The organism is Porphyrobacter sp. AAP82 (genome assembly GCF_000331285.1).
Classification (GTDB): domain Bacteria; phylum Pseudomonadota; class Alphaproteobacteria; order Sphingomonadales; family Sphingomonadaceae; genus Erythrobacter.
The window spans coordinates 45879-65341 of record NZ_ANFX01000012.1 but is presented as its reverse complement, the minus strand read 5'-3'; the positions used below and the strand labels follow the sequence as shown (position 1 = coordinate 65341).

13 protein-coding genes are annotated in these 19463 nt (G+C 68.6%); 7 read left to right on the top strand and 6 right to left on the bottom strand.

The genetic code is table 11. From position 1 onward, the window contains the following. Nucleotides 1-62: 62 nt before the first annotated feature. The gene (locus D620_RS0102530) at nt 63-917 is read right to left on the bottom strand and encodes a hypothetical protein (protein ID WP_017664214.1); all 855 of its coding nucleotides are present in this window, start codon (nt 915-917) and stop codon (nt 63-65) included. A 260-nt stretch (nt 918-1177) separates the two neighbouring features. Between D620_RS0102530 and D620_RS0102525 the strand changes: the two genes are divergently transcribed. The 3 genes from D620_RS0102525 to D620_RS0102515 all read left to right on the top strand — a co-directional run bounded on the left by D620_RS0102525 (nt 1178) and on the right by D620_RS0102515 (nt 7287). Further along, nucleotides 1178-3313, top strand: coding sequence for a S46 family peptidase (locus D620_RS0102525; protein WP_017664213.1), 2136 nt, complete (start codon nt 1178-1180; stop codon nt 3311-3313). 210 nt (nt 3314-3523) lie between these two features. After that, nucleotides 3524-4522 (top strand): glucokinase, encoded by a 999-nt coding sequence (glk, locus tag D620_RS0102520; protein WP_017664212.1) that lies wholly within the window; start codon nt 3524-3526, stop codon nt 4520-4522. Then, nucleotides 4519-7287 carry a phosphoenolpyruvate carboxylase gene (locus tag D620_RS0102515; protein ID WP_017664211.1) on the top strand — a complete coding sequence of 923 codons (2769 nt, stop codon included), beginning with the start codon at nt 4519-4521 and terminating at the stop codon, nt 7285-7287. The genes glk and D620_RS0102515 overlap by 4 nt, the downstream gene beginning before the upstream one ends. A 135-nt stretch (nt 7288-7422) precedes the next feature. Here D620_RS0102515 and D620_RS0102510 read toward each other — a convergent pair whose 3' ends face one another. After that, a complete protein-coding gene (locus D620_RS0102510; RefSeq protein WP_017664210.1) occupies nt 7423-8442 on the bottom strand; it encodes a LacI family DNA-binding transcriptional regulator in 1020 nt (339 codons plus the stop codon). A 162-nt stretch (nt 8443-8604) separates the two neighbouring features. On the opposite strand from D620_RS0102510, the gene D620_RS0102505 reads away from it, so the two are divergent. The 4 genes from D620_RS0102505 to eda all read left to right on the top strand — a co-directional run bounded on the left by D620_RS0102505 (nt 8605) and on the right by eda (nt 13860). After that, complete coding sequence (locus D620_RS0102505; protein ID WP_051020517.1) at nt 8605-9933, top strand: sugar MFS transporter; 1329 nt, start codon at nt 8605-8607, stop codon at nt 9931-9933. Between the two features lie 69 nt (nt 9934-10002). Continuing rightward, nucleotides 10003-11442, top strand: a complete 1440-nt coding sequence (gene zwf / locus D620_RS0102500) for a glucose-6-phosphate dehydrogenase (RefSeq protein WP_017664208.1) — start codon at nt 10003-10005, stop codon at nt 11440-11442. Then, on the top strand, nt 11435-13249 hold the full coding sequence (gene edd / locus D620_RS0102495) for a phosphogluconate dehydratase (protein ID WP_017664207.1): 1815 nt from the start codon (nt 11435-11437) through the stop codon (nt 13247-13249). Before zwf ends, edd begins: the two co-directional genes overlap by 8 nt. Before the next feature lie 2 nt (nt 13250-13251). After that, nucleotides 13252-13860, top strand: a complete 609-nt coding sequence (gene eda, locus D620_RS0102490) for a bifunctional 4-hydroxy-2-oxoglutarate aldolase/2-dehydro-3-deoxy-phosphogluconate aldolase (RefSeq protein ID WP_017664206.1) — start codon at nt 13252-13254, stop codon at nt 13858-13860. Here the strand turns inward: eda and D620_RS0102485 are convergent. The 4 genes from D620_RS0102485 to D620_RS0102470 all read right to left on the bottom strand — a co-directional run bounded on the left by D620_RS0102485 (nt 13857) and on the right by D620_RS0102470 (nt 19324). Then, the gene (locus tag D620_RS0102485) at nt 13857-14759 is read right to left on the bottom strand and encodes an alpha/beta hydrolase (protein WP_017664205.1); all 903 of its coding nucleotides are present in this window, start codon (nt 14757-14759) and stop codon (nt 13857-13859) included. The genes eda and D620_RS0102485 overlap by 4 nt on opposite strands. A 46-nt stretch (nt 14760-14805) precedes the next feature. Continuing rightward, on the bottom strand, nt 14806-15681 hold the full coding sequence (locus D620_RS0102480) for an ROK family protein (RefSeq protein WP_017664204.1): 876 nt from the start codon (nt 15679-15681) through the stop codon (nt 14806-14808). Further along, entirely contained in the window at nt 15681-16766 is a 1086-nt protein-coding gene (locus tag D620_RS0102475) for a glycoside hydrolase family 68 protein (protein WP_017664203.1), read from the bottom strand. Before D620_RS0102475 ends, D620_RS0102480 begins: the two co-directional genes overlap by 1 nt. A 95-nt stretch (nt 16767-16861) precedes the next feature. Then, complete coding sequence (locus D620_RS0102470; protein WP_026091894.1) at nt 16862-19324, bottom strand: TonB-dependent receptor domain-containing protein; 2463 nt, start codon at nt 19322-19324, stop codon at nt 16862-16864. Nucleotides 19325-19463: the final 139 nt, after the last annotated feature.

Here is a 19463-nt window from a genome sequence, read left to right as displayed (position 1 = left end):
ACAACGATGCTCGGGAATCTGCGCCTTTCAAAGCGGGAACCGCCGCCGCCGGGCGCGCAGAATCACCCCCCTGCGGCGAGCATCACCTTGGCCGAAGCGCCCGACAGCGCGCCCGGATCGGCCGGGAGCCTGGCCGGACGGGCCGCGCCGGGATAGGCCTTGGAGAGCAGCGCCAGCGCCGCTGTGATGCTGGCGTGGAGCGCGGGGTTCTCGGCCTTGATCGCACCGCCCGAGGCGGCAAAGGCGCCCGCCGCGACGCGGGCAAAGCCGTAGCCGTCGAGATAGGGCTCGTAGCTGTCGTTCGCGGGGAGCTGCCGGTACATCGCGCTGGAGCGCTCGATCATGTCGGCGATCACCCCGGCGGAGACCTTGGCCGCGCTGGCTTCGCCCTTGGGTGCCTTGCCCGCCGCACCGCGCAGCGCGGCGATGATCGCGTCATGGGCCTTGCTGACTTCCGCAACCGGCTTGCCCGCCAGCGCCGCATCCGAGGCCGCGGTGAACAGCGGCTTCATATCGGCAACGCCGAGCTTGGCGAAGACCGGGTCCATGTCGAGCAGCACCTCGCTGACCGGGTGCGCGAACATCTCGCCCGCGGCCTCCTTCTTGCCGGCCGCATAGGCATCGCGCGCGGCGGTGACGTGGGCTTCGGCAACGGCGAGCGCGATGCCGTAGGCGACCGGGTCGCTGGCCGCATCGGCGACCGCAACGCCGCCTTCGCCTTCGCCGCCCATGGCCGCCGCTTCGCCCTCGCCCGCGCCGCCCTCGCCTTCGCCAGCAGTGGCGGCAGTGGTCGCAGCGCCCGCCTCGCCGCTCGCCGCGCCCTCGCCGCCCGCCTCGCCCCCGCAGGCCGCCAGCAAGCCGCCGGCAAGCGCCGTTCCGAGGCCAAGCTGGGTCCAGAGTTTGAGCGTGCTGTTCATGGGGGGCAGGTCCTTGGCGTCAGATGGTGTCCGCCCCAGCCTCATGGATTAAATGATAATCATTCGCAAGAGCCCTTTTGCGCGCAGCCCTCCCCCCTGCCCTGCCGCGGCCCTTGCGCAAAGTCGCCCGCCGGATGCGGTGCGCGGTTCGTCGATGGGGCACGATGCCCCTTTTCAGCCCGCCGCGCTTTGTCCTAACAGCGCCGCCTTCGGCCCGCCGCCCGTCGTGGCGGCGCGGCGCGATCTTCGAGAGGATGCACATGACCAAGACCATTCTGCGCGCCGGGGCCAGCGCTCTGCTGCTCGCCGCACCCGCTATCGCCCAAGCCGATGAAGGCATGTGGCTGCCGAGCCAGACCGGCGCGATCGCCGAGGAGATGAAGGCTGCCGGGCTCGAGCTTGACGCGAAGACGCTGGGCGACCTGCAACGCCCGCCGCTCACCGCCATCGCCTCGCTGGGCGGCTGCTCGGCCGCGTTCCTCTCGCCCGAGGGTCTGGTCGCCACCAACCACCACTGCGTCGCGGGATCGCTCCAGTACAACTCCTCGCCCGAGAACGATTACCTCACCAACGGCTTCCTTGCGAAGGCGCTTGGCGATGAACTCCCCGCCGCGCCCGGCAGCCGCATCTACGTGATTGAGGACCTGCGCGACGTGACCGCAGCGATGCTCAAGGGCGCCGAGAAGCTCGATGGCCGCGCGCGCTATGACCGGTTGCAGGCCAATCGCGCCGCGCTGATCGAGGCCTGCGAGCGCCAAGCCAACCGCCGCTGCGACGTGCGCGCCTATTTCGGCGGCGCGCAATACTGGCTCCAGCAGCAGCTCGAAATCCAGGACGTGCGCCTTGTCTATGCGCCCGCCCGCGGCGTCGGCAATTTCGGCGGCGAGAAGGACAACTGGATGTGGCCGCGCCACACCGGCGATTTCTCCTTCTACCGCGCCTATGTGGCGCCCGACGGTTCCTCGGTGCCGTTCAGCAAGGACAACGTGCCCTTCCAGCCCAAGGCATGGCTGCCCATCGCCAAGGAAGGCGTCAAGGAAGGCGATTTCGTGATGGTTGCAGGCTTCCCGGGCACCACCGAACGCCTGCGCACCGCTGACGAAGCGCGCTTCTATTACGAGGAGCTCTACCCCTACCAGCAGCGCATGCTCGCCGGATATGGCGACCGCATCGACGAGCTGACCGCAGGCAACCAGGCCGCGACAATCGCCTATGCCGCGACGCTCCAGGGCGTGGAGAACTACGAGAAGAAGATCGCCGGCCAGCTGGCAGGCGCCGACGCGATTTCGCTGACCGGCAAGAAGGCCGCCGAGGAAGCGCTTTTCCGCGCATGGATCAAGGCCGATCCTAAGCGCGAGGCGCAATATGGCGCGGCGCTCGCCGAACTCGACAAGCTGGTGGCCGAAACCAACGCGGCCTCGCTCGCCGATGCCAAGCGTGGGCTGCTGGGACGCGGGCAGCTCTACGGCGCGGCGCGCACGCTCTACCGCTGGGCGAACGAGCAGGCCAAGCCCGACGCGGCCCGCGAACCCGGCTTCCAGGCGCGCGACAAGGCCTTCATGACGCAGCGCATGGCGATCATCGAGCGCCGCTATGTCGAGGCGATCGACAAGGCGCTGTTCGCCGATGCCATCGCCGAATACCGCACCCTGCCCGCCGACCAGCGCATCAAGAGCTTCGATGCCTTCATGGAAGGCAAGGACCTCGCGTCGCTCTATGCCACCAGTGAACTTGGCACCACGGCCAAGCGCATGGAGTGGATGGGCAAGACCCCCGCCGACTTCAAGGCGTCGAGCGATCCCTTCATCCAGCTCGCGGTCGCAACCTATGACGAGGCGATGGCTGCCGAAGCCGCCGACAAGGAACGCGCCGGGCTTGTCCAGAAGGCGCGCTCGGCAGTGATGGCCGCGCGGCTCGCCTATGCGACCAGTCAGGGCAAGACCATGTATCCCGATGCCAACGGCTCGCTGCGCTTCACCTATGGCAAGGTCACCGGCAAGGCGGTCGACGGGCAGGTCTGGACCGCCTTCACCACCGCCGAGGGCCTCCTTGCCAAGCACACCGGGCGCGGCGAATTCGATGCGCCCGACACCATGATCGATCTCATCAAGGCAAAGGACTACGCCGGCTACACCGCGCCCGCATTGGGCACGCTTCCGGTCGACTTCATGTCGACGGTCGACATCACCAACGGCAATTCGGGCTCCTCGACGCTGAATGCGCGCGGCGAGTTCGTCGGCCTTGCCTTCGACGGCACGATCGAGGGCGTGGTCAGCGACTGGATGTATGATCCGGCGATCAACCGCACGATCCACGTCGACAGCCGCTTCATGATGTGGACCATGGACAAGGTCGACGGTGCGGACCGTCTGCTTGCGGAAATGGGCGTCAAGTAGGAGGCGGGCACGAGGGGGCGGAAGGACGAAGCCCGGCGGCCGCGCACCTGGCCGTTGGCCGGGGAGCCCCCTTCCCCCTTCCCCCTCCCCCCTCCCCGAGCGGAGGGGGAACACGGCGCGCCCGCGAAATCTGAATAAGTATGCGGCGCGTGGGAATCCTGCGCAGCCCCTGCTACACCCTCGCCCTGACGCGGCGGGACAGGGACACGAATGATGCGCGATGTGGTGGTGGTCGATATCGGCGGGACCCATGCCCGTTTCGCGATTGCCTCGATCGGCGCCGACGGGGCGATCACTCTCGACGCGCCCGAAACGCTCCACACCGCCGATCACGCGAGTTTCCAGACCGCGTGGGAAGCCTTCCGCGACCGCAAGGGCGGCACGCTCCCCCCGGCGGTGAGCATCGCCATCGCCGGGCCGGTCGGCAGCCCGGGCAAGCCCAATCCGGTGATCCGCTTCACCAACAACCCGTGGATCATCCGGCCTGCGCTGATCCCCGAAAAGCTGGGCGCGGCCGACTACACCATCGTCAATGATTTCGCGGCCGTCGCCCATGCGGTCGCGCGCGCCGACGACAGCCAGTTCCTGCACCTTGCCGGACCCGATGCGCCGCTCGGGCGCGAGGGCACGATCTCCGTGCTCGGGCCGGGCACCGGTCTTGGCGTGGCGCATCTCTACCGCTCGGGCCAGCACTACCGCGTGCAGGCGACCGAGGGCGGGCATATCGACTTCGCCCCGCTCGATTCCATCGAGGACGCAATTCTCGCCCGCCTGCGCCGCCGCCACAACCGCGTCTCGGTGGAACGGGTGGTTGCAGGGCCCGGGATCGTCGACATCTACCAGGCCTTGGCCGCGCTCGAACACCGCTCCGAGCCCGAGCGCGACGCGATCGAGATCTGGAACCTCGGCACCTCCGGCGAAGACAGCCTCGCGGCCGCTGCGGTCGACCGCTTCTGCCTTGCGCTGGGATCGGTCGCGGGGGATCTGGCGCTGGCGCAGGGCGGCTTTGCCGGCGTGGTGATTGCCGGCGGCCTCGGCTACCGCATCCGCGAAACGCTGCTCACCTCGGGCTTTGCCGCGCGCTTCAAGGCCAAGGGGCGGTTCGAAAGCCTGATGGCCTCGATTCCCGTCAAGCTGATCGTCCATCCGCAACCCGGCCTGTTCGGCGCCGCTGCCGCCTTCGCCTCGGACCACGGAAACGCAGCGTGAGGACGCTCGCAGCGCTCGAAGCGCGGCTCGGCGAGCTCCACCAGCGCACCCGCGAGACACCGCTGTTCAACCCGGTGTTCCAGCTCTCGCTCGATCTGTCGCGGGCGCTGGAGGGGGGCGAGATCAGCCTCGATGATGTGGACGCGCTGGTCGCCGAGCTGGAATGCGATGGCCTTAAGGCGCGCGCCAACAGGCTGCGCAGGCTGCTCGCCCCGCCCGCCGCGCCTGCCACTGGGCCGGACGAGGCAGAGGATTTCGCGAGCTTCGCCGCGCGCTGGCAGAACCCGCAGCTCCACGCCGTCTTCACCGCCCATCCCACCTTCCTGCTCTCGCCCGCGCAAAGTGCGGCGGTGGCGATCGCCGCCTCGGCGCCGCAGGATGTGGACGACACGGTCTGCGCCGTCCCCGCGACCCGCACGGCGGTAACGCTCGAGCATGAACACCGCGCGGCGATGGATGCGATGGCCCGCGCGCAGGACGCCCGCGACGTGATCGTGGCGCGCGCGCTGGGCGAGGCCCGCGCGAAATGGCCGGGCGAATGGCGATCCTTGCGCCCCATGCCGTTCCGCTTTGCCAGCTGGGTCGGCTACGACATGGACGGGCGCACCGACATCGGTTGGCACACCTCGATCGCCTTCCGCCTTCAGGAAAAGGCCGAGCGGCTGGCGCGCTATACCGCCAGCCTCGAAAGCCTCGATGCGGCCCACCCGCTGCTCGAAACCCTGCGCCCCGCCAGCGCCTTCGCCGCCGCGCGGGCCGTGGATTTCGCGGGCAACCTTGCGAGCGCGGAGGCGCTGGCCGCCGCCGCCAACCGGCTGACCACGCACAGCCCCGACAACCTCCTCAGCCTCGCGCCGCTGATCGCCGCGCTTGAGGACGAAGCCGCCGCGGCGCCCGATGCGCGCGCCGCCGCGTTGCTCACGCTTGCCGCCAGCATGCGCGCCGACGGGCTCGGCATGGGCTGGATCCACTTCCGGGTGAACGCCAAGCAGCTCCACAACGCGGTGCGCCGGAGGCTCGGCGGGGACGACGAGGGCATCGACCTTGCCAGCAAGGGCGCGCTCGCCACGCTGCGCCGCATGGTGGACGAGGCTGCGCCCCTGCGCACCAATTTTGCCGCCCTCGCCACCGAAAGCTCGACCGCGATCCGCCAGTTCCTCGCCATGGCGCAGATCCTCAAGCACATCGATGCCGACGCGCCGATCCGCATGCTGGTCGCCGAATGCGAGCAGCCCGCCACGGTCCTTGCCGCGCTCTATTTCGCCAAGCTGTTCGGCGTGGAAGGCAAGGTCGATGTCTCACCCCTGTTCGAGACCGAGACCGCGCTGGAGCATGGCGGCCGCTTCCTCGATGCGCTGCTCGCCGAGCCCGCCTACCGTGCCTATGCGCGGGCGCGGGGCCGCGTCGCGGTGCAGACCGGCTTCTCGGACGCCGGGCGCTTTGTCGGGCAGGTGCCGGCCGCGCTCGCGATCGAACGGTTGCAGGGCCGCCTTGCCGAAGCGATGGCCGCAAACGGCCTGTCGGACATCGCCGCGCTGGTGTTCAACACCCACGGCGAGAGCATGGGCCGCGGCGCGCATCCCGCTTCCCTGCAAGACCGCATCGAATGGCCGCTCTCGCCATGGGCGCGCCGCCGCTTTGCGCGGGCGGGCATCCGGCTCGAGCCCGAGGTGAGCTTCCAGGGCGGCGACGGCTACCTGTTCTTCGCGACCCCCGAACTGGCGCTTGCCACGCTCTCGCGGATCGCCGAGCTGCGCCCCGCCGAAGCCGACCTCGCCGCGCCCGCCGATCCCTTCTACCACCGCACCGATCTGAGCCTCGATTTCTACCGCGCGGTAAAGGATCACCAGGGCGATCACCTCGCCAGCCGCACCTATGCGCGCGCGGTGACCGCCTTCGGCCTCGGGCTATTGAATCCCACCGGCAGCCGCGTCTCGCGCCGCCAGAGCGACATCAACGCCGACCGCGAGATGAGCTTGCGCCAGATCCGCGCGATCCCGCACAACGCGATCCTCCAGCAATTGGGCTACCCGGTCAACGTCATCGCCGGGATCGGCTCGGCAGCGGACGGCAACCGCGAGGAAATCGCCGCGCTGCTCGCCGATTCCCCGCGCGGGCGCCAGATCATGCGGCTGGTGCGCGCTGCCAATGCGCTCGCCAGCATCAAGACGGTCGCTGCCTATGGCGAGCTGTTCAACTCGGCCTATTGGGCAAGCCGCACCTATCGCGGGACCGAGGATCACCTCGCCGCCTCCTGTGCGGCGCTCGCCGAATATCTGGTCGGCGATGACCGCACGGGGGTGTTCCGCCGCTTGGCCTCGCGCCTCAGGATCGACGCGCTGAAGTTCCACCGCCTCACCGACCTCTTGCCCGATGACACCGCCGACACCGAGGCCCGCGAACATGTGCGCCGCCGCATCGGCGTGCTCCAGGCGCTGCGGCTGGCGCTGCTCCAGCACATGTTCCTCAAGGTCGTCGCCGTCCCCGCCTTCAGCCGCGCCAACGACATCAGCCGCCGCGACGTGATCGACATGGTGCTGACCCTGCGCATCGACGACGCGCTCGCGCAGCTGCGCCGCGCCTTCCCCGTCAGGGTGCCCGGCCCGCGCGACTTTCCCTTGGACGAGCCGAGCGACTACCCCGATGGCGGCGAGGAAGGCTACGGCGCCTATGAACGCGACTTCATGACGCCAATCGCAAGGGCGCAGGAGCTGAGCCTGCGCATCTCCACGGCCGTCGCCAACGAATTCGGCGCCCACGGATAAAGTCGGGGACTGCACTTTCTTCTCCCCTCCCTTGAGGGAGGGGTCGGGGGGTGGGTGCTCCACGTCAGATCGATGGCGACACCCCCACCCCCAACCCCTCCCCAAGGGGAGGGGAGTTGAAGAGCCTCACCCGTCTTACTTCACCGTGCTCTCGCGCACGATCAGCTTCACCGGCACGCGGCGGCGGGTTTCTGCGGCATCGTCGAGCACCGCTTCGACCAGCGCCGCGCCGGCCTCGGCGGGATCGGGGGCGATGGTTGTGAGCGGCGGGCGGCTGAAGCGGCCGGCGACGAGATCATCGAAACCCATCACGCCCACCTGCTGCGGCACCGCCATGTCGGCGGCGGCGAAAGCCTCGAGCGCGCCCAGCGCCATCGCGTCGCAGGCGGCGAAGACCGCGTCGATATCTTCCCCCCGCTCGATCAGGCGGCGCGCGGCGCGGCGGCCTTCCTCCTCGCGGGTGGCGGCGTTGACGGTGGGGGCAAGGCACGGCTCGAGGCCGGCTGCGCGCATCGCTTCGGCATAGCCTTCGTAGCGTTCGGTGAACTGCACCTGCGGGGTGCCCAGCGCCCCGAGGAAACACGGGCGCCGGTAGCCCTGCGCCAGCAGATGCTGGGTCGCAAGGCGGCCCGCGGCGCGGTTGTCCGAGCGCACCCAGTCAAGCTCGTCGAAGGGCGATCCCCAATAGGCGACCCGGCGCGTCGCTGCATCGAGCCCGCGGAAATGCTCCCATGCGGCAGCATTGGTGGTGGTGCCGATCACCACGAGGCCATCGGCGCGGCCCTGTTCCTGGTAATGCCCGAAGAAATCCTGCGGCCGCGCCTGGAAGCTCACCAGCGTCTCGAACCCCTTTTCCGAGGCTGCGACGCACACGCTGCCGAGCAGGGCATAGGCGAAAGGGTTGATGGAGGAGGCGCTGTCCCCCTCGCGGCAGATCACCACCACCGCGAGCGTGCCGGTCGAACCGCGCCTGAGCCGCGCGGCGCGCTCGTCGACGAAATAGCCCAGCGCCTCGGCGGCTTCGATGACCTTGCGGCGGGTCGCCTCGGCGATCGCGGGGCTGCCCGAGAGGGCACGGCTGACCGTCGGCTGGCTGACGCCTGCCCGTTCCGCGACATCGAAGGATGTCGGCCGCCTCTTTGATCCCCCGTTCATGGGATTATTCTCTAGGGCGCGATGTCATCCCCGCGCAAGGGTCCGGGTTCTTTGGCCTGCATTCCTATTCGCACTGGAAATGCGGCGGCGCTTCTTGCAGGTTGACAGCGATGCGCGGATTGTGAACGTTCGCAACAGACAGCGCTTGGGGAGACAGCAGCGATGGCAATGGCACCGGGCGGCACGGCCGCGGGGGATTTCGGGCATGCGAGCGGCAATGCGCCGCAGGTCGACGCGCCGGGCCTCAACTACTTCGTCTTTGCGCTGTTCTTCATCTTCGGCGGGATCACCAGCCTCAACGATATCATCATCCCCAAACTCAAGGAGCTGTTCACGCTCAACTTCTTCGAGGCGAGCCTGGTGCAGTTCTGCTTCTTCATCGCTTACGCGATTGTCGGCATCCCGGGCGCGCGGCTGGTCAAAAGGCTCGGCTACATGCGCGGCGCGGCGGCGGGGCTTGTCACCATGATGGGCGGCTGCCTCTTGTTCATCCCGGCGAGCCAGACCGCGCTCTTCCCGATGTTCCTGTTCGCCTACTTCATCCTCGCGACCGGCGTGGTGCTGGTGCAGATCGTTTCCAACCCGCTGATCAGCCTGCTGGGGCCGGAACGCACCACGCATAGCCGCTTGACCTTTGCACAGGCGTTCAATTCGCTGGGCACCACGGTCTTTCCGATCGTGGGCGCGGGCATCATCCTCGGCAGCATCGCCAATGTCAGCGCCGCCGATCTTTCGGGCGAGGCCTTGCAGACCTATCGCCAGACCGAAAGCGCAATCATCACCAGCACCTATCTCGGCCTTGCCGCCGCGCTGGCGCTGGTGGCGGGCGCGGTGTGGCTGTTCCGCAACCGGTTGAAGGGCGAGACGCACGAACAGACCAGTCTCGCCGAAGGCCTCGCCCTGCTGAAGCGCCCGCGCTTCGGCTACGGCGCAGCGTGCATCTTCCTTTACGTCGGCGCGGAAGTCGCGATCGGCAGCTTCATCATCAATTACCTCGCGCAGGCCGATATCCTCGGCCAGCCGGAAAGCGTGATCGGCTGGATGGTTTCGCTCTACTGGTTCGGCGCGCTGGTGGGCCGCTTCATCGGTTCGGCGGTGCTGCGGCTCGTCAGCCCCGGCCTGACGCTGGCGGCAGTGGCCGCTGGGGCGATCACGCTGATCGCGGTCTCGGCAAACACCACCGGCGTGGTCGCGGGCTATGCGCTGCTCGCGGTGGGCCTGATGAACGCGATCATGTTCCCGACGATCTTCAGCCTCGCCTGCGAGAAGCTCGGCCCGCGCGCGGCGGACGGATCGGGGATCATCAACGTCGCGATCGCCGGGGGTGCGATCATCCCGCCGATGTACGGCGCGCTCGCCGATGCGACGAGCCTCGCCTTTGCACTGGTGCTGCCCGCGGCGTGCTACGCGATCATCGCCGGCTTCGGGATTTTCGCGAGGAAGCCGGCGGTCGGCCCGGACGCCTCGGGCGTTGCCGACATATTTGAATAAGTATGCGCCCACTGGCGGATAATCCCCCACGCGCCTAGGTAGGGCGCGACAAGAAGGGGGCTATCCGCCATGAGCTTCACCGCTGACCGCTTGCTGCTGTTCGGAGCCACCGGCGACCTTGCCCAGCGCATGCTGTTGCCGAGCCTGTTCGCGCTCGATGCCGACGGGCTGCTCGCGCCCGACCTCAAGATCATCGGCACCGCCCGTTCCGAGCTGGGCGACAGCGAATACAGGAACTTCGCCCGCGCGGCGCTCGAGAAATACCTCCCGGCCGAACGCCGCGGGCAGATGGCGGGGTTTCTCAATCGCCTCGCCTACCAGACCTTGGATGCGACCGCGCTGGAAGGCTACGCCGCGCTCGCTGCCAAGGTCGGCACCCCCGAACGCGGCCTTGCCATCTTCCTCTCGACCGCGCCAAGCCTGTTCGAGCCGACCATCAAGGGGCTGCAATCGGCCGGGCTGACCGGCGATACCGTGCGCATGTGCCTCGAAAAGCCGCTCGGCACCAACCTTGCCACCAGCCGCGAGATCAACGACGCGGTCGCCGCCGCCTTCCCCGAAAACCGCATCTTCCGCATCGACCACTATCTCGGCAAGGAGACGGTGCAGAACCTCCTCGCGCTGCGGTTTGCCAACCTGATGTTCGAGCCGCTGTGGAACGCGGCCCATATCGAGCATGTGCAGATCACCGTTGCCGAGACCGTCGGCCTCGAAGGCCGCGTCGCCTTCTACGACGATGCCGGCGCGATCCGCGACATGGTGCAGAACCACATGCTCCAGTTGCTCGCGCTCGTGGCGATGGAGCCGCCCGCGCACTTCGATGCAACCGCGGTGCGTGACGAGAAGGTCAAGGTGCTGCGCGCGCTGCGCCGGGTCGCCTCGAACGAGACCGTCACCGGCCAGTACCGCGCGGGCGCGATCCAGGGCCAGGCGGTGCCGGGCTATGACGAGGAACTCGGCAAGCCATCTGACACCGAAACCTTCGTCGCGATCAAGGGCCATGTCGATAACTGGCGCTGGAAGGGCGTGCCCTTCTACCTGCGCACGGGCAAGCGCATGCCCAAGCGCGTCACCGAGATCGTCATCCAGTTCCGCTGCGTGCCGCATTCGATCTTCGCCGGAAAGGGCGCCACGATGCAGCCCAACCGCCTCGTCATCGGCATCCAGCCCGAAGAGAACATCACCCTCTCGCTGATGGCCAAGGTCCCGGGCCTCGACCGCGAGGGCATCCGCCTGCGCCAGGTGCCGCTCAACATCGCCATGCCCGATGCCTTCTCGGGCGCGGTGCGGCGCATCGCCTACGAACGCCTGCTGCTTGATCTGGTTGAAGGCGACCAGACGCTGTTCGTGCGCAGGGACGAGGTCGAGGCGCAGTGGGAATGGGTCGATGCGATCCGCAGCCAGTGGGACGCCGATGGCCTGACCCCCAAGACCTATACCGCGGGCAGCTGGGGGCCGTCTGCCGCGATCGCGCTGGCCGAGCGGGACGGAGTGACCTGGCATGAGTAAGCCCCTTCATGACACCCTCCACCGCGTCACCCAGCGCGTCATCGCCAACTCCCGCGAAGCCCGCGCCGCCTATCTCGACCTGATCCGCCGCGAGGGCGACAACATGGGCGAGCGTTCGGCCGTGTCCTGCTCCAACCTCGCCCACGCCTATGCCGGGATGGAGGAGGACAAGCCCGCGCTGGTCGCCGCGCGCGGCGCCAATATCGGCATCGTCAGCGCCTATAACGACATGCTCAGCGCCCATGCGCCCTATTACCGCTACCCCGAACGCCTCAAGCTCTACGCCCGCGAAATCGGCGCCACCGCGCAGGTCGCAGGCGGCGTTCCGGCGATGTGCGACGGGGTGACGCAGGGCGAGACGGGGATGGAGCTGTCGCTGTTCAGCCGCGACGTGATCGCGCTTTCGACTGCGGTCGCGCTCTCCCACGCGATGTTCGACGGGGCGCTGATGCTCGGCATCTGCGACAAGATCGTGCCCGGCCTGTTGATGGGCGCATTGCGGTTCGGCCACCTGCCGATGATCTTCGTCCCCGGCGGGCCGATGCCGACCGGCATTGCCAACAAGGAAAAGCAGCGGGTCCGCCAGCTCTATGCCGAAGGCAAGGCGACCCGCGCCGAACTGCTGGCAAGCGAGATGGGCAGCTACCATTCGCAGGGCACCTGCACCTTCTTCGGCACCGCCAATTCCAACCAGATGATGATGGAGATGATGGGGCTGCACGTCCCCAACTCCGCCTTTGTCAACCCCGGCACCAAGCTGCGCCAGGCGCTGGACCGCGCGGCGGTGCACCGGGTGGCTCAGATCGGCCGCAAGACCGGCGATTACCGCCCCTTGGGCCTCGTCGTCGACGAGAAGGCGATCGTCAACGCGGCGGTCGGCCTGCTCGCCACCGGCGGCTCGACCAACCACGCGATCCACCTGCCCGCGATGGCGCGCGCGGCCGGCGTGTTCTTCGACTGGAACGACCTTTCCGAGCTGTCCAGCGCCGTCCCGCTGATTGCGCAGGTCTATCCCAATGGCGCGGGCGACGTGAACCATTTCCACAATGCGGGCGGCATGGGTTTTGTCATCGGCGAACTGCTCGAGGCGGGCCTCGCGCATGGCGACATCCTCACCGTCGCGCGCGGGGGCTTTGCCGACTACGCCAAGGAGCCGGGGCTCGAGGGCGATGACCTCGTCTGGCGCGAGGTCGGGCCGAGCGGCGACGACACCATGCTGCGCCCGGTCGCCAGCCCCTTCAAGGCCGATGGCGGCATTCGCCTCATCCAAGGCAATCTCGGGCGCGCCTGCTTCAAGACCTCGGCGGTCGATGAAGCGCGCTGGACCATCGAGGCCCCGGCCCGCGTGTTCGAGGACCAGGCCGCCGTCGCCGCCGCCTTCAAGGCGGGCGAGCTTGACCGCGACGTGGTGGTGGTGGTGCGCTTCCAGGGCCCGCGCGCCAACGGGATGCCGGAACTCCACAAGCTCACCCCGCCCTTGGGCGTGCTCCAGGACCGCGGCTTCAAGGTCGCGCTGGTCACCGATGGCCGCATGTCGGGCGCGAGCGGCAAGGTGCCCGCGGCCATCCACTGCACGCCCGAGGCGCTCGGCGGCGGCCCGCTCGCCCGTCTGCGCGATGGCGACATCGTGCGCGTGTGCGCGGTCACCGGCGAGCTTTCGACCACCGCCGATCTCGCCGCGCGCGACCCCGCCCCCGATCCGCGCGCAGATCAGGGCGTGGGCCGCGAGCTGTTCGGCATGCTGCGCCGCTTCGCCGACGGGGCGGAACAAGGGGCCAGCGCGATGCTGGCGACCGGAGGAATGTGAAAATGAATATCGACGCCATCATGCGCACCGCGCCGGTGATCCCGGTGATCGTGATCGAGGACGAGGCCCACGCCGTGCCGCTTGCCGAAGCGCTGGTTGCAGGCGGGCTTCGCGTGCTCGAAGTCACGCTGCGCACGCCTGCCGCGCTGGCTGCGATCCGGGCGATGAAAGCGGTTCCGGGCGCCATCGTCGGCGCTGGCACGGTCACCAATCCGCGCGAGCTTGATGCGGCGCTGGAAGCGGGGAGCGAATTTATCGTCTCCCCCGGCCTGACCGAGACGCTCGGGCGTGCGGCGGTGGCGAGCGGCGTGCCCTTCCTCCCCGGCATCGCCAATGCGGGCGACATCATGCGCGGGCTCGACCTCGGGCTTGACCGCTTCAAGTTCTTCCCGGCGATGGCGGCAGGGGGCCTGCCCGCACTGAAGGCGCTCGCCGCGCCTTTCGGAAGCGTCCGGTTCTGCCCGACTGGCGGGATCAGCCTTGCAAACGCGCCTGAATGGCTCGCCTTTGATCCAGTGCTGTGCGTGGGCGGCAGCTGGGTCTCGCCCAAGGGCGCGCCTGACAAGCCGGCGATCGAGGCACTGGCGAGACAGGCTTTCGCCCTGCGCTAATCCTTCGCCAGCAACCACCCGAACACCTCGGGAAGCCGCGCGGCCCAGGCGTTCTCCTCGTGCTCGGCGCCCTCGTAGATCCGGCTCTCCCAGTCGCGGCCCCTCTGCCAGCCTGCCTTGGCGAACCGCGCGTCGACGACCTGCTGGTAGGGCGCGTAGAAGGCATCGAGCGTGGCGGTGCCGTGGTCCATCCACACCCGCCGGCCATCGGGCGCGCCGAGGCGCGCGGCGAACCAGCCGTCCCACAGCGCCTTGAGCTCGCCCGCGTCAATGGCGCGCGGATCGACCGCCGGCCAGTGCGAGGAGACGCAGCCCGCGCGGCCAAACACGGTGGGCGCTTCGAGAAAGGCATAGCAGCTCATCAGCCCGCCCATGCTCGATCCCACGATCGCGGTGTCGTCGCGGCCCGGGCGGGTGCGGAAGGAGGTGTCGACCCAGCTCTTCAAGGGCCCGGCAATCCACGCCAGATAGGCTTGCGAGATCACCCCGCCCTTCGTCATCCCGTCCATCTGCGCGCGCAGGTTGCCGCTGGTCATGTCGTAGAGACTGCGGGGCAGGTATTGCCGGTGCCGGTCGCTCCCCGGCGCCCAGATGCCGACGATGATGTGCGGTTCGACCTTGCCGCTCGCCATCGCCGCCAGCATCGCGGCATCGGCGGCCCAGATCTTGTTGAAGTTGCTGTTCTTGACATCGAACAGGTTGTGCCCGTCATGCATGTAGAGCACCGGGTAGCGGCGCTCGCCCGCGTCGTAGCCGGGCGGCAGCCAGATCGAGAGGCGCTGGGCGGGCAGGCCCGCGGCGGCGACCTCGCGGTATTCGACGAGGCGGCCGGTGTCGGCGGCGGCAAGCGGCATGGCAAACCCGATCAGAGCGGCCAGCATCGCGATGAAGCGGAACATCAGTATCTCTCCCTTGCCCCCCTTATCGCGGGAGCCGGAGGCCGGTTCAAGCCTCGGCAGCGGCCCTTGCGGCGAGCAGCATCGCGCCGGTGATGCCGCTGTCGGTGCCGAGGCGCGGGGCGATGATGCGGTGGCGCGCGCCGCCGGGGAGGTAGCCTGCGTCCAGCTCGCGGGCGCGCGCGGCGATGCGCTCGACCAGGCCGGGGGTCTGCGCGACCCCGCCGCCGATCACCACCTCTTCGACCGCGACGCTCGCGAAGAGGGTGTGGCAGGCCTGCGCGACATAATCGGCGATGATCGCGTGGGCGGGGTGGCCTTCGCCAAGCTCGGAGAGCGAGGCGCCCCAGCGGGCCATCACCGCAGGCCCGGCGGCGAGGCCTTCGAGGCAGTCGCCGTGATGCGGGCAGACGCCGGGAAAGTCGCTGTCCCCGGGCGCCCGGCGCGGGTAGATGTGGCCGACTTCCGGGTGGGCGATGCCGTGGACGGGCCTGCCGTCCACCACCAGCCCCCCGCCGATGCCGGTGCCGCTGGTGAGGTAGGCGAGGCTCCCGGCTCCCGCGCCCGCCCCGCCCCGCGCGGCGTGTTCGGCGAGCGCGGCGGCGTTGACATCGGTGTCGAAGCCGACCGGCACTCCGCCGAGCGCGCCTGCCAGGCGGCGCGCGACATCGGTGTGCGCCCAGCCGGGCTTGGGGGTGGTGGTGATGAAGCCCCAGTTCGCAGCGGCGCGGTCCAGTTCGACCGGGCCAAAGCTGCCGATCCCGAGCGCGGTCAAGGGCCCCTGCGCGGCGAACCACGCCGCCGCCTCGGCAAGCGTCGCCTGCGGATCGCGGGTCGGGATGGTGTGGCGGGCGGTGATGGTGTCAGGCGACGGGCCGACCGCGAGGACAAACTTGGTGCCCCCCGCCTCGATCGCAGCCAGCATCAGACGGCACGCTCCAGCGCGAGCCCTGCGGTCTCGCCGTCGAGCGTCAGGCGCAGCAGCGCGGCCGGGACGCCGCCGAAGCTGTCGTTGGGAAGCACATCGACGAAGCTGCACACGGTGAAGTCTGCATCGACATACCAGCTGTATGTCTGCTGCGCGGCATCCTCGGGGTTGGCGAGCACGAGGCCCGTCCCGTTGAGGGGCCTCCACGGCCCTTCCATGCTGCCAGCCACCATCCCGTAAAGCCCTCCCGGTGCGTGGCCCAGACCATCGGCGAAGGTCGATGTCTGGGTCGACCAGAAGGCGTAGTAGGAACCGGCGTGGAATACCAGATGGGCGCGTTCAAGCTCGTTGTTGACGCCCTCTGCGTGGATCGCAGGGGGGAGCAGCTCCCAGCTGGCGTCGGCGCGCTTGCGGGCGAGGCCGAAGGCGCCGTTGAAGGCGCTGGCAGAGCCTGCAAGGCTGGCGGTGAAGGCGAGGTATTCGGCGCCGTCGGCCGGGTCGCGGAACCATGCCGGGTCGCGGAAGGCCTTGATCGTTCCGGGCGCGCCCTCGTGGGCATCGGCGGGCATGTAATGGGGGCCGTAGCCGGTCACGAGCGGCGCGGGCGCGGACCAGAAGGCGGGCCAGCCATCCGCGCCGACCGGCGCGCTCGCGGCCCACAGCTCCTGCTGGTAGCCGCCGCTGCGCGCGGCGGTGCCGGCGGCGGTGAAGAACAGGGTGACGATGCCGTTACGGTAGAGCGCCGAGCCCGCCCACTCGCGTTCGTAGGGGCCCGGCCTATCGGGAAGGACGGGCCCGTGATCGAACCAATCGTCCCCGCGCCGTTCGAGCCAGTGGATCTTTGCCTCGAAGTGCCTGAGCGCGGGATCGCCGCGGTCGGGCGCGGTCAGCGCCATCCACAGCTCGCGCCCGGCAAGCACCGTGCGGTGGCCGTCCGCGTCCTGCAACGGCCACATGTCCCAGTAAAGCCGCCCCGCATCGAGAGACCCGCGCGCAGCACCCTCCACCGCCGGGATCAGCGCCGCAGCTGGTGGCCCAGCAGCGATCCCGCGCACCTGTTCGGCAGTCCACACGCTGGTCATGCGAGGCGTCATCCCGTCACGTCACTTCAGGAAAACAAGTGGGCTGGCCGCCGGGGAGAGTTGGCGGCCAGCCCCTTTTGCACGCGGTCCGGTTGTCAGAAGTCAAACCGGATCGAGGCAAGCACGGTGCGCCCGGCGATCGAGCGGGCGCGCACGATCCCGTTCGCCGGGATCGAGCCTTCTTCCGCTTCGGTGTAGCCGACGGCGTTGAACAGGTTGGACGCATTGAGGCCGACCTCGATCCGATCGATCGGGCGGAAGGCGACGAAGGCGTTGACCTGCGTGTAGGCGGGCAGCTTCAGCTGGTTGCTATCCTGCGTGTAGCTGTCGGTGGTGCCGACCAGGTTGGCGCCGAGCGTGAACTGGTCGGTCTCGTACTGCGCGGTGGCTTGGTAGACGAGATCGGCCTGGCGGCGCGGGGTGTTGCCGATGGTGGTCGCATCGAGCGCGTCCTTGATCTCCGAATCCGTCCAGGTCGCGCCCGCCGTCAGGCTGAAGGGGCCGGTGCGGTAGGAGCCTTCAAGCTCGATCCCGAAGGCCTCGTAGGTGCTGTCGAACAGTTCGAGCGGGGCGAGCTCGACATTAGTTTCCTCGGTCTTGGCGAAGAAGCCGGTGGCGTAGAAGCCGATGCCGCCCGACTGGTACTTGGCGCCCACTTCGATCTGGTTGACCTTCGCGATCACCCCGGCGTCACCGCCCGGCAGGCTGCCGTCGGTGGTGCTGACCGCAGGCGAGAACAGCGAGCGGTCGGCGGTGTGACGCCCGCCGCGGCTGATGCGGGCGAACACGCCGAGATCATCCGAGACGAGGTAGTTCGCCCCCAGCGAATAGCTGAAGTAGTCGAAGTCGTAATTGACCGGACGGGCATTGCCGAGCGGCAGCACGCTGGTCTGCGCCTCGGCGGTGCTGATCGTGCCGTTGCGGTCGAAATCGAAGCTGCCAAGGCCCGTGCCGAAGCCCGTGTCCGAACCGGTGATCGTGCCGCTCGCATCGCCGAAATCGTAGCGGATCGAAGCATCGAGCGTGAGGCGGCCGGTCTCGAACGAGAGCGAGGCGAAGGGCGCGTAGGTCGAGTAGTCGACATCATAGGACCGGCGACAGCAATTGCCGAAGAAGGTCGCGCCGAAGCCGACGGTGCCGTTCTGCGTGACGACCTGCCCGGCAGCGTTGCGGATGTTGACGAGCACCGCCTCGCCATCACCCTGCACGGTCTGGACATGGCTGGTCCACAGCCAGTCGGTATCGACCGTCTGGCGCGAGAGGTAGAAGCCGGTGGTGAAGTTGGCCGTGCCGCCGCCGACATCGAAGCTCTTGTTGACGCGGAAGTCGTTGGTGACGTTGTCGAGGCTGTTGAGGCGGGTGTTGAAGACCACCACGTTGGTCAGCAGCCCGTTGCCGCCGATCGTGCCGGCATTGGCGACCTGCCCGGCATTGGGGCCGGTGGCAAACAGGATGGTCGAGCCCGCGCCGCCGATGGAATTGGCGACATTCTGCGCGCTGTCGGCACCGGCCGGGAAGGGCGACATGAAGCCGCCCGAATTGTCGGCGAAGCGGAAGCGGTTGGTCAGCGTCCAGCCGCCGCCCACATCGACCTCGGCCTCGACCCCGAAGGCCTTGGACTGGACCGAAAGCCCGTCACGGAAGTCGTAGGTGGCCGGGTTGTTGTTGCCGTCAAGGCTCACCGCAGGGGTGAGGTAGGGGCTGTAGAGCGAATCCGTGCGCGGATCGAAGCCGGCGATCGCCTGGTAATCGGGCGAGCCGTTCGAACCCGTCACCCGCACCGGCTGGGGCAGGATGGTCGGGGTCTTGTCGTCGAGATACTTGGCCGAGAAGCGGATGTAGCCGCCTTCGAATTCCTTGGTGATGTTGGCCTTGATCTGGCCGCCGTCATAGCCGTTGTAGCCGATGTCGCGCGGGCCTTCGCCGGTGCGGTAGAAGCCGCCGACGTGGAAATAGAGATCCTCGGCGAGCGGGGCGCCGTAATCGAAATCGAGGCGATAGGTCTCGAAATCGAGGCCGACGCTGCCCTGGATCGCGCCGCCTTCCTCCTTGCCGTCCTTCGAGATGAAGTTGATCACCGCGCCCGGCGCGTTCGAGGCGAAGGTCGAGGCCGAACCGCCGCGCACCGCTTCGACGCGGGCGACCGAGCGGTCGGCGCGCAGGAAGTTGTCGGCGTTGCCGAAGATGATGTCGCCGAATTCGAGGATCGGCAGGCCGTCTTCCTGAAGCTGGATATAGCGCGCACCGCCGGTCGAGACGGGGATGCCGCGGACCGCGATGTTGGCATTGCCTTCACCGCCCGATGCTTCCGAGCGGATGCCCGGGATCTGGCGGATGAGATCGGCCGAGGACGGCGCGTTGAGCTTGGTGATGGCTTCGGCACCGATGGCGCTGACCGAGACCGAGCTTTCGAGGCGGTTCTGGCCGCGGGCGACCGCGGTGACGATGATTTCCTCGCCCTCGACCGTCTCGTCGGCCGAATCCTGCGCGAAGGCGGGAGTGGCGGCGATGAAGGCCGACACGGCGGCACCGGCGCAAAGCGCGTAACGCAATTTCATAGGTCTTCTCCTCTCGGTTCGCGCATCTTCGGGCGCTGACGATGCGAGGCCTAAACATCTTGCAAACGTTTGCAACAGGAATCTTGCAATCGTTTGCAAATGGCGCGGATTCATGTCACCTCCCAGCCACAGCGTCGGT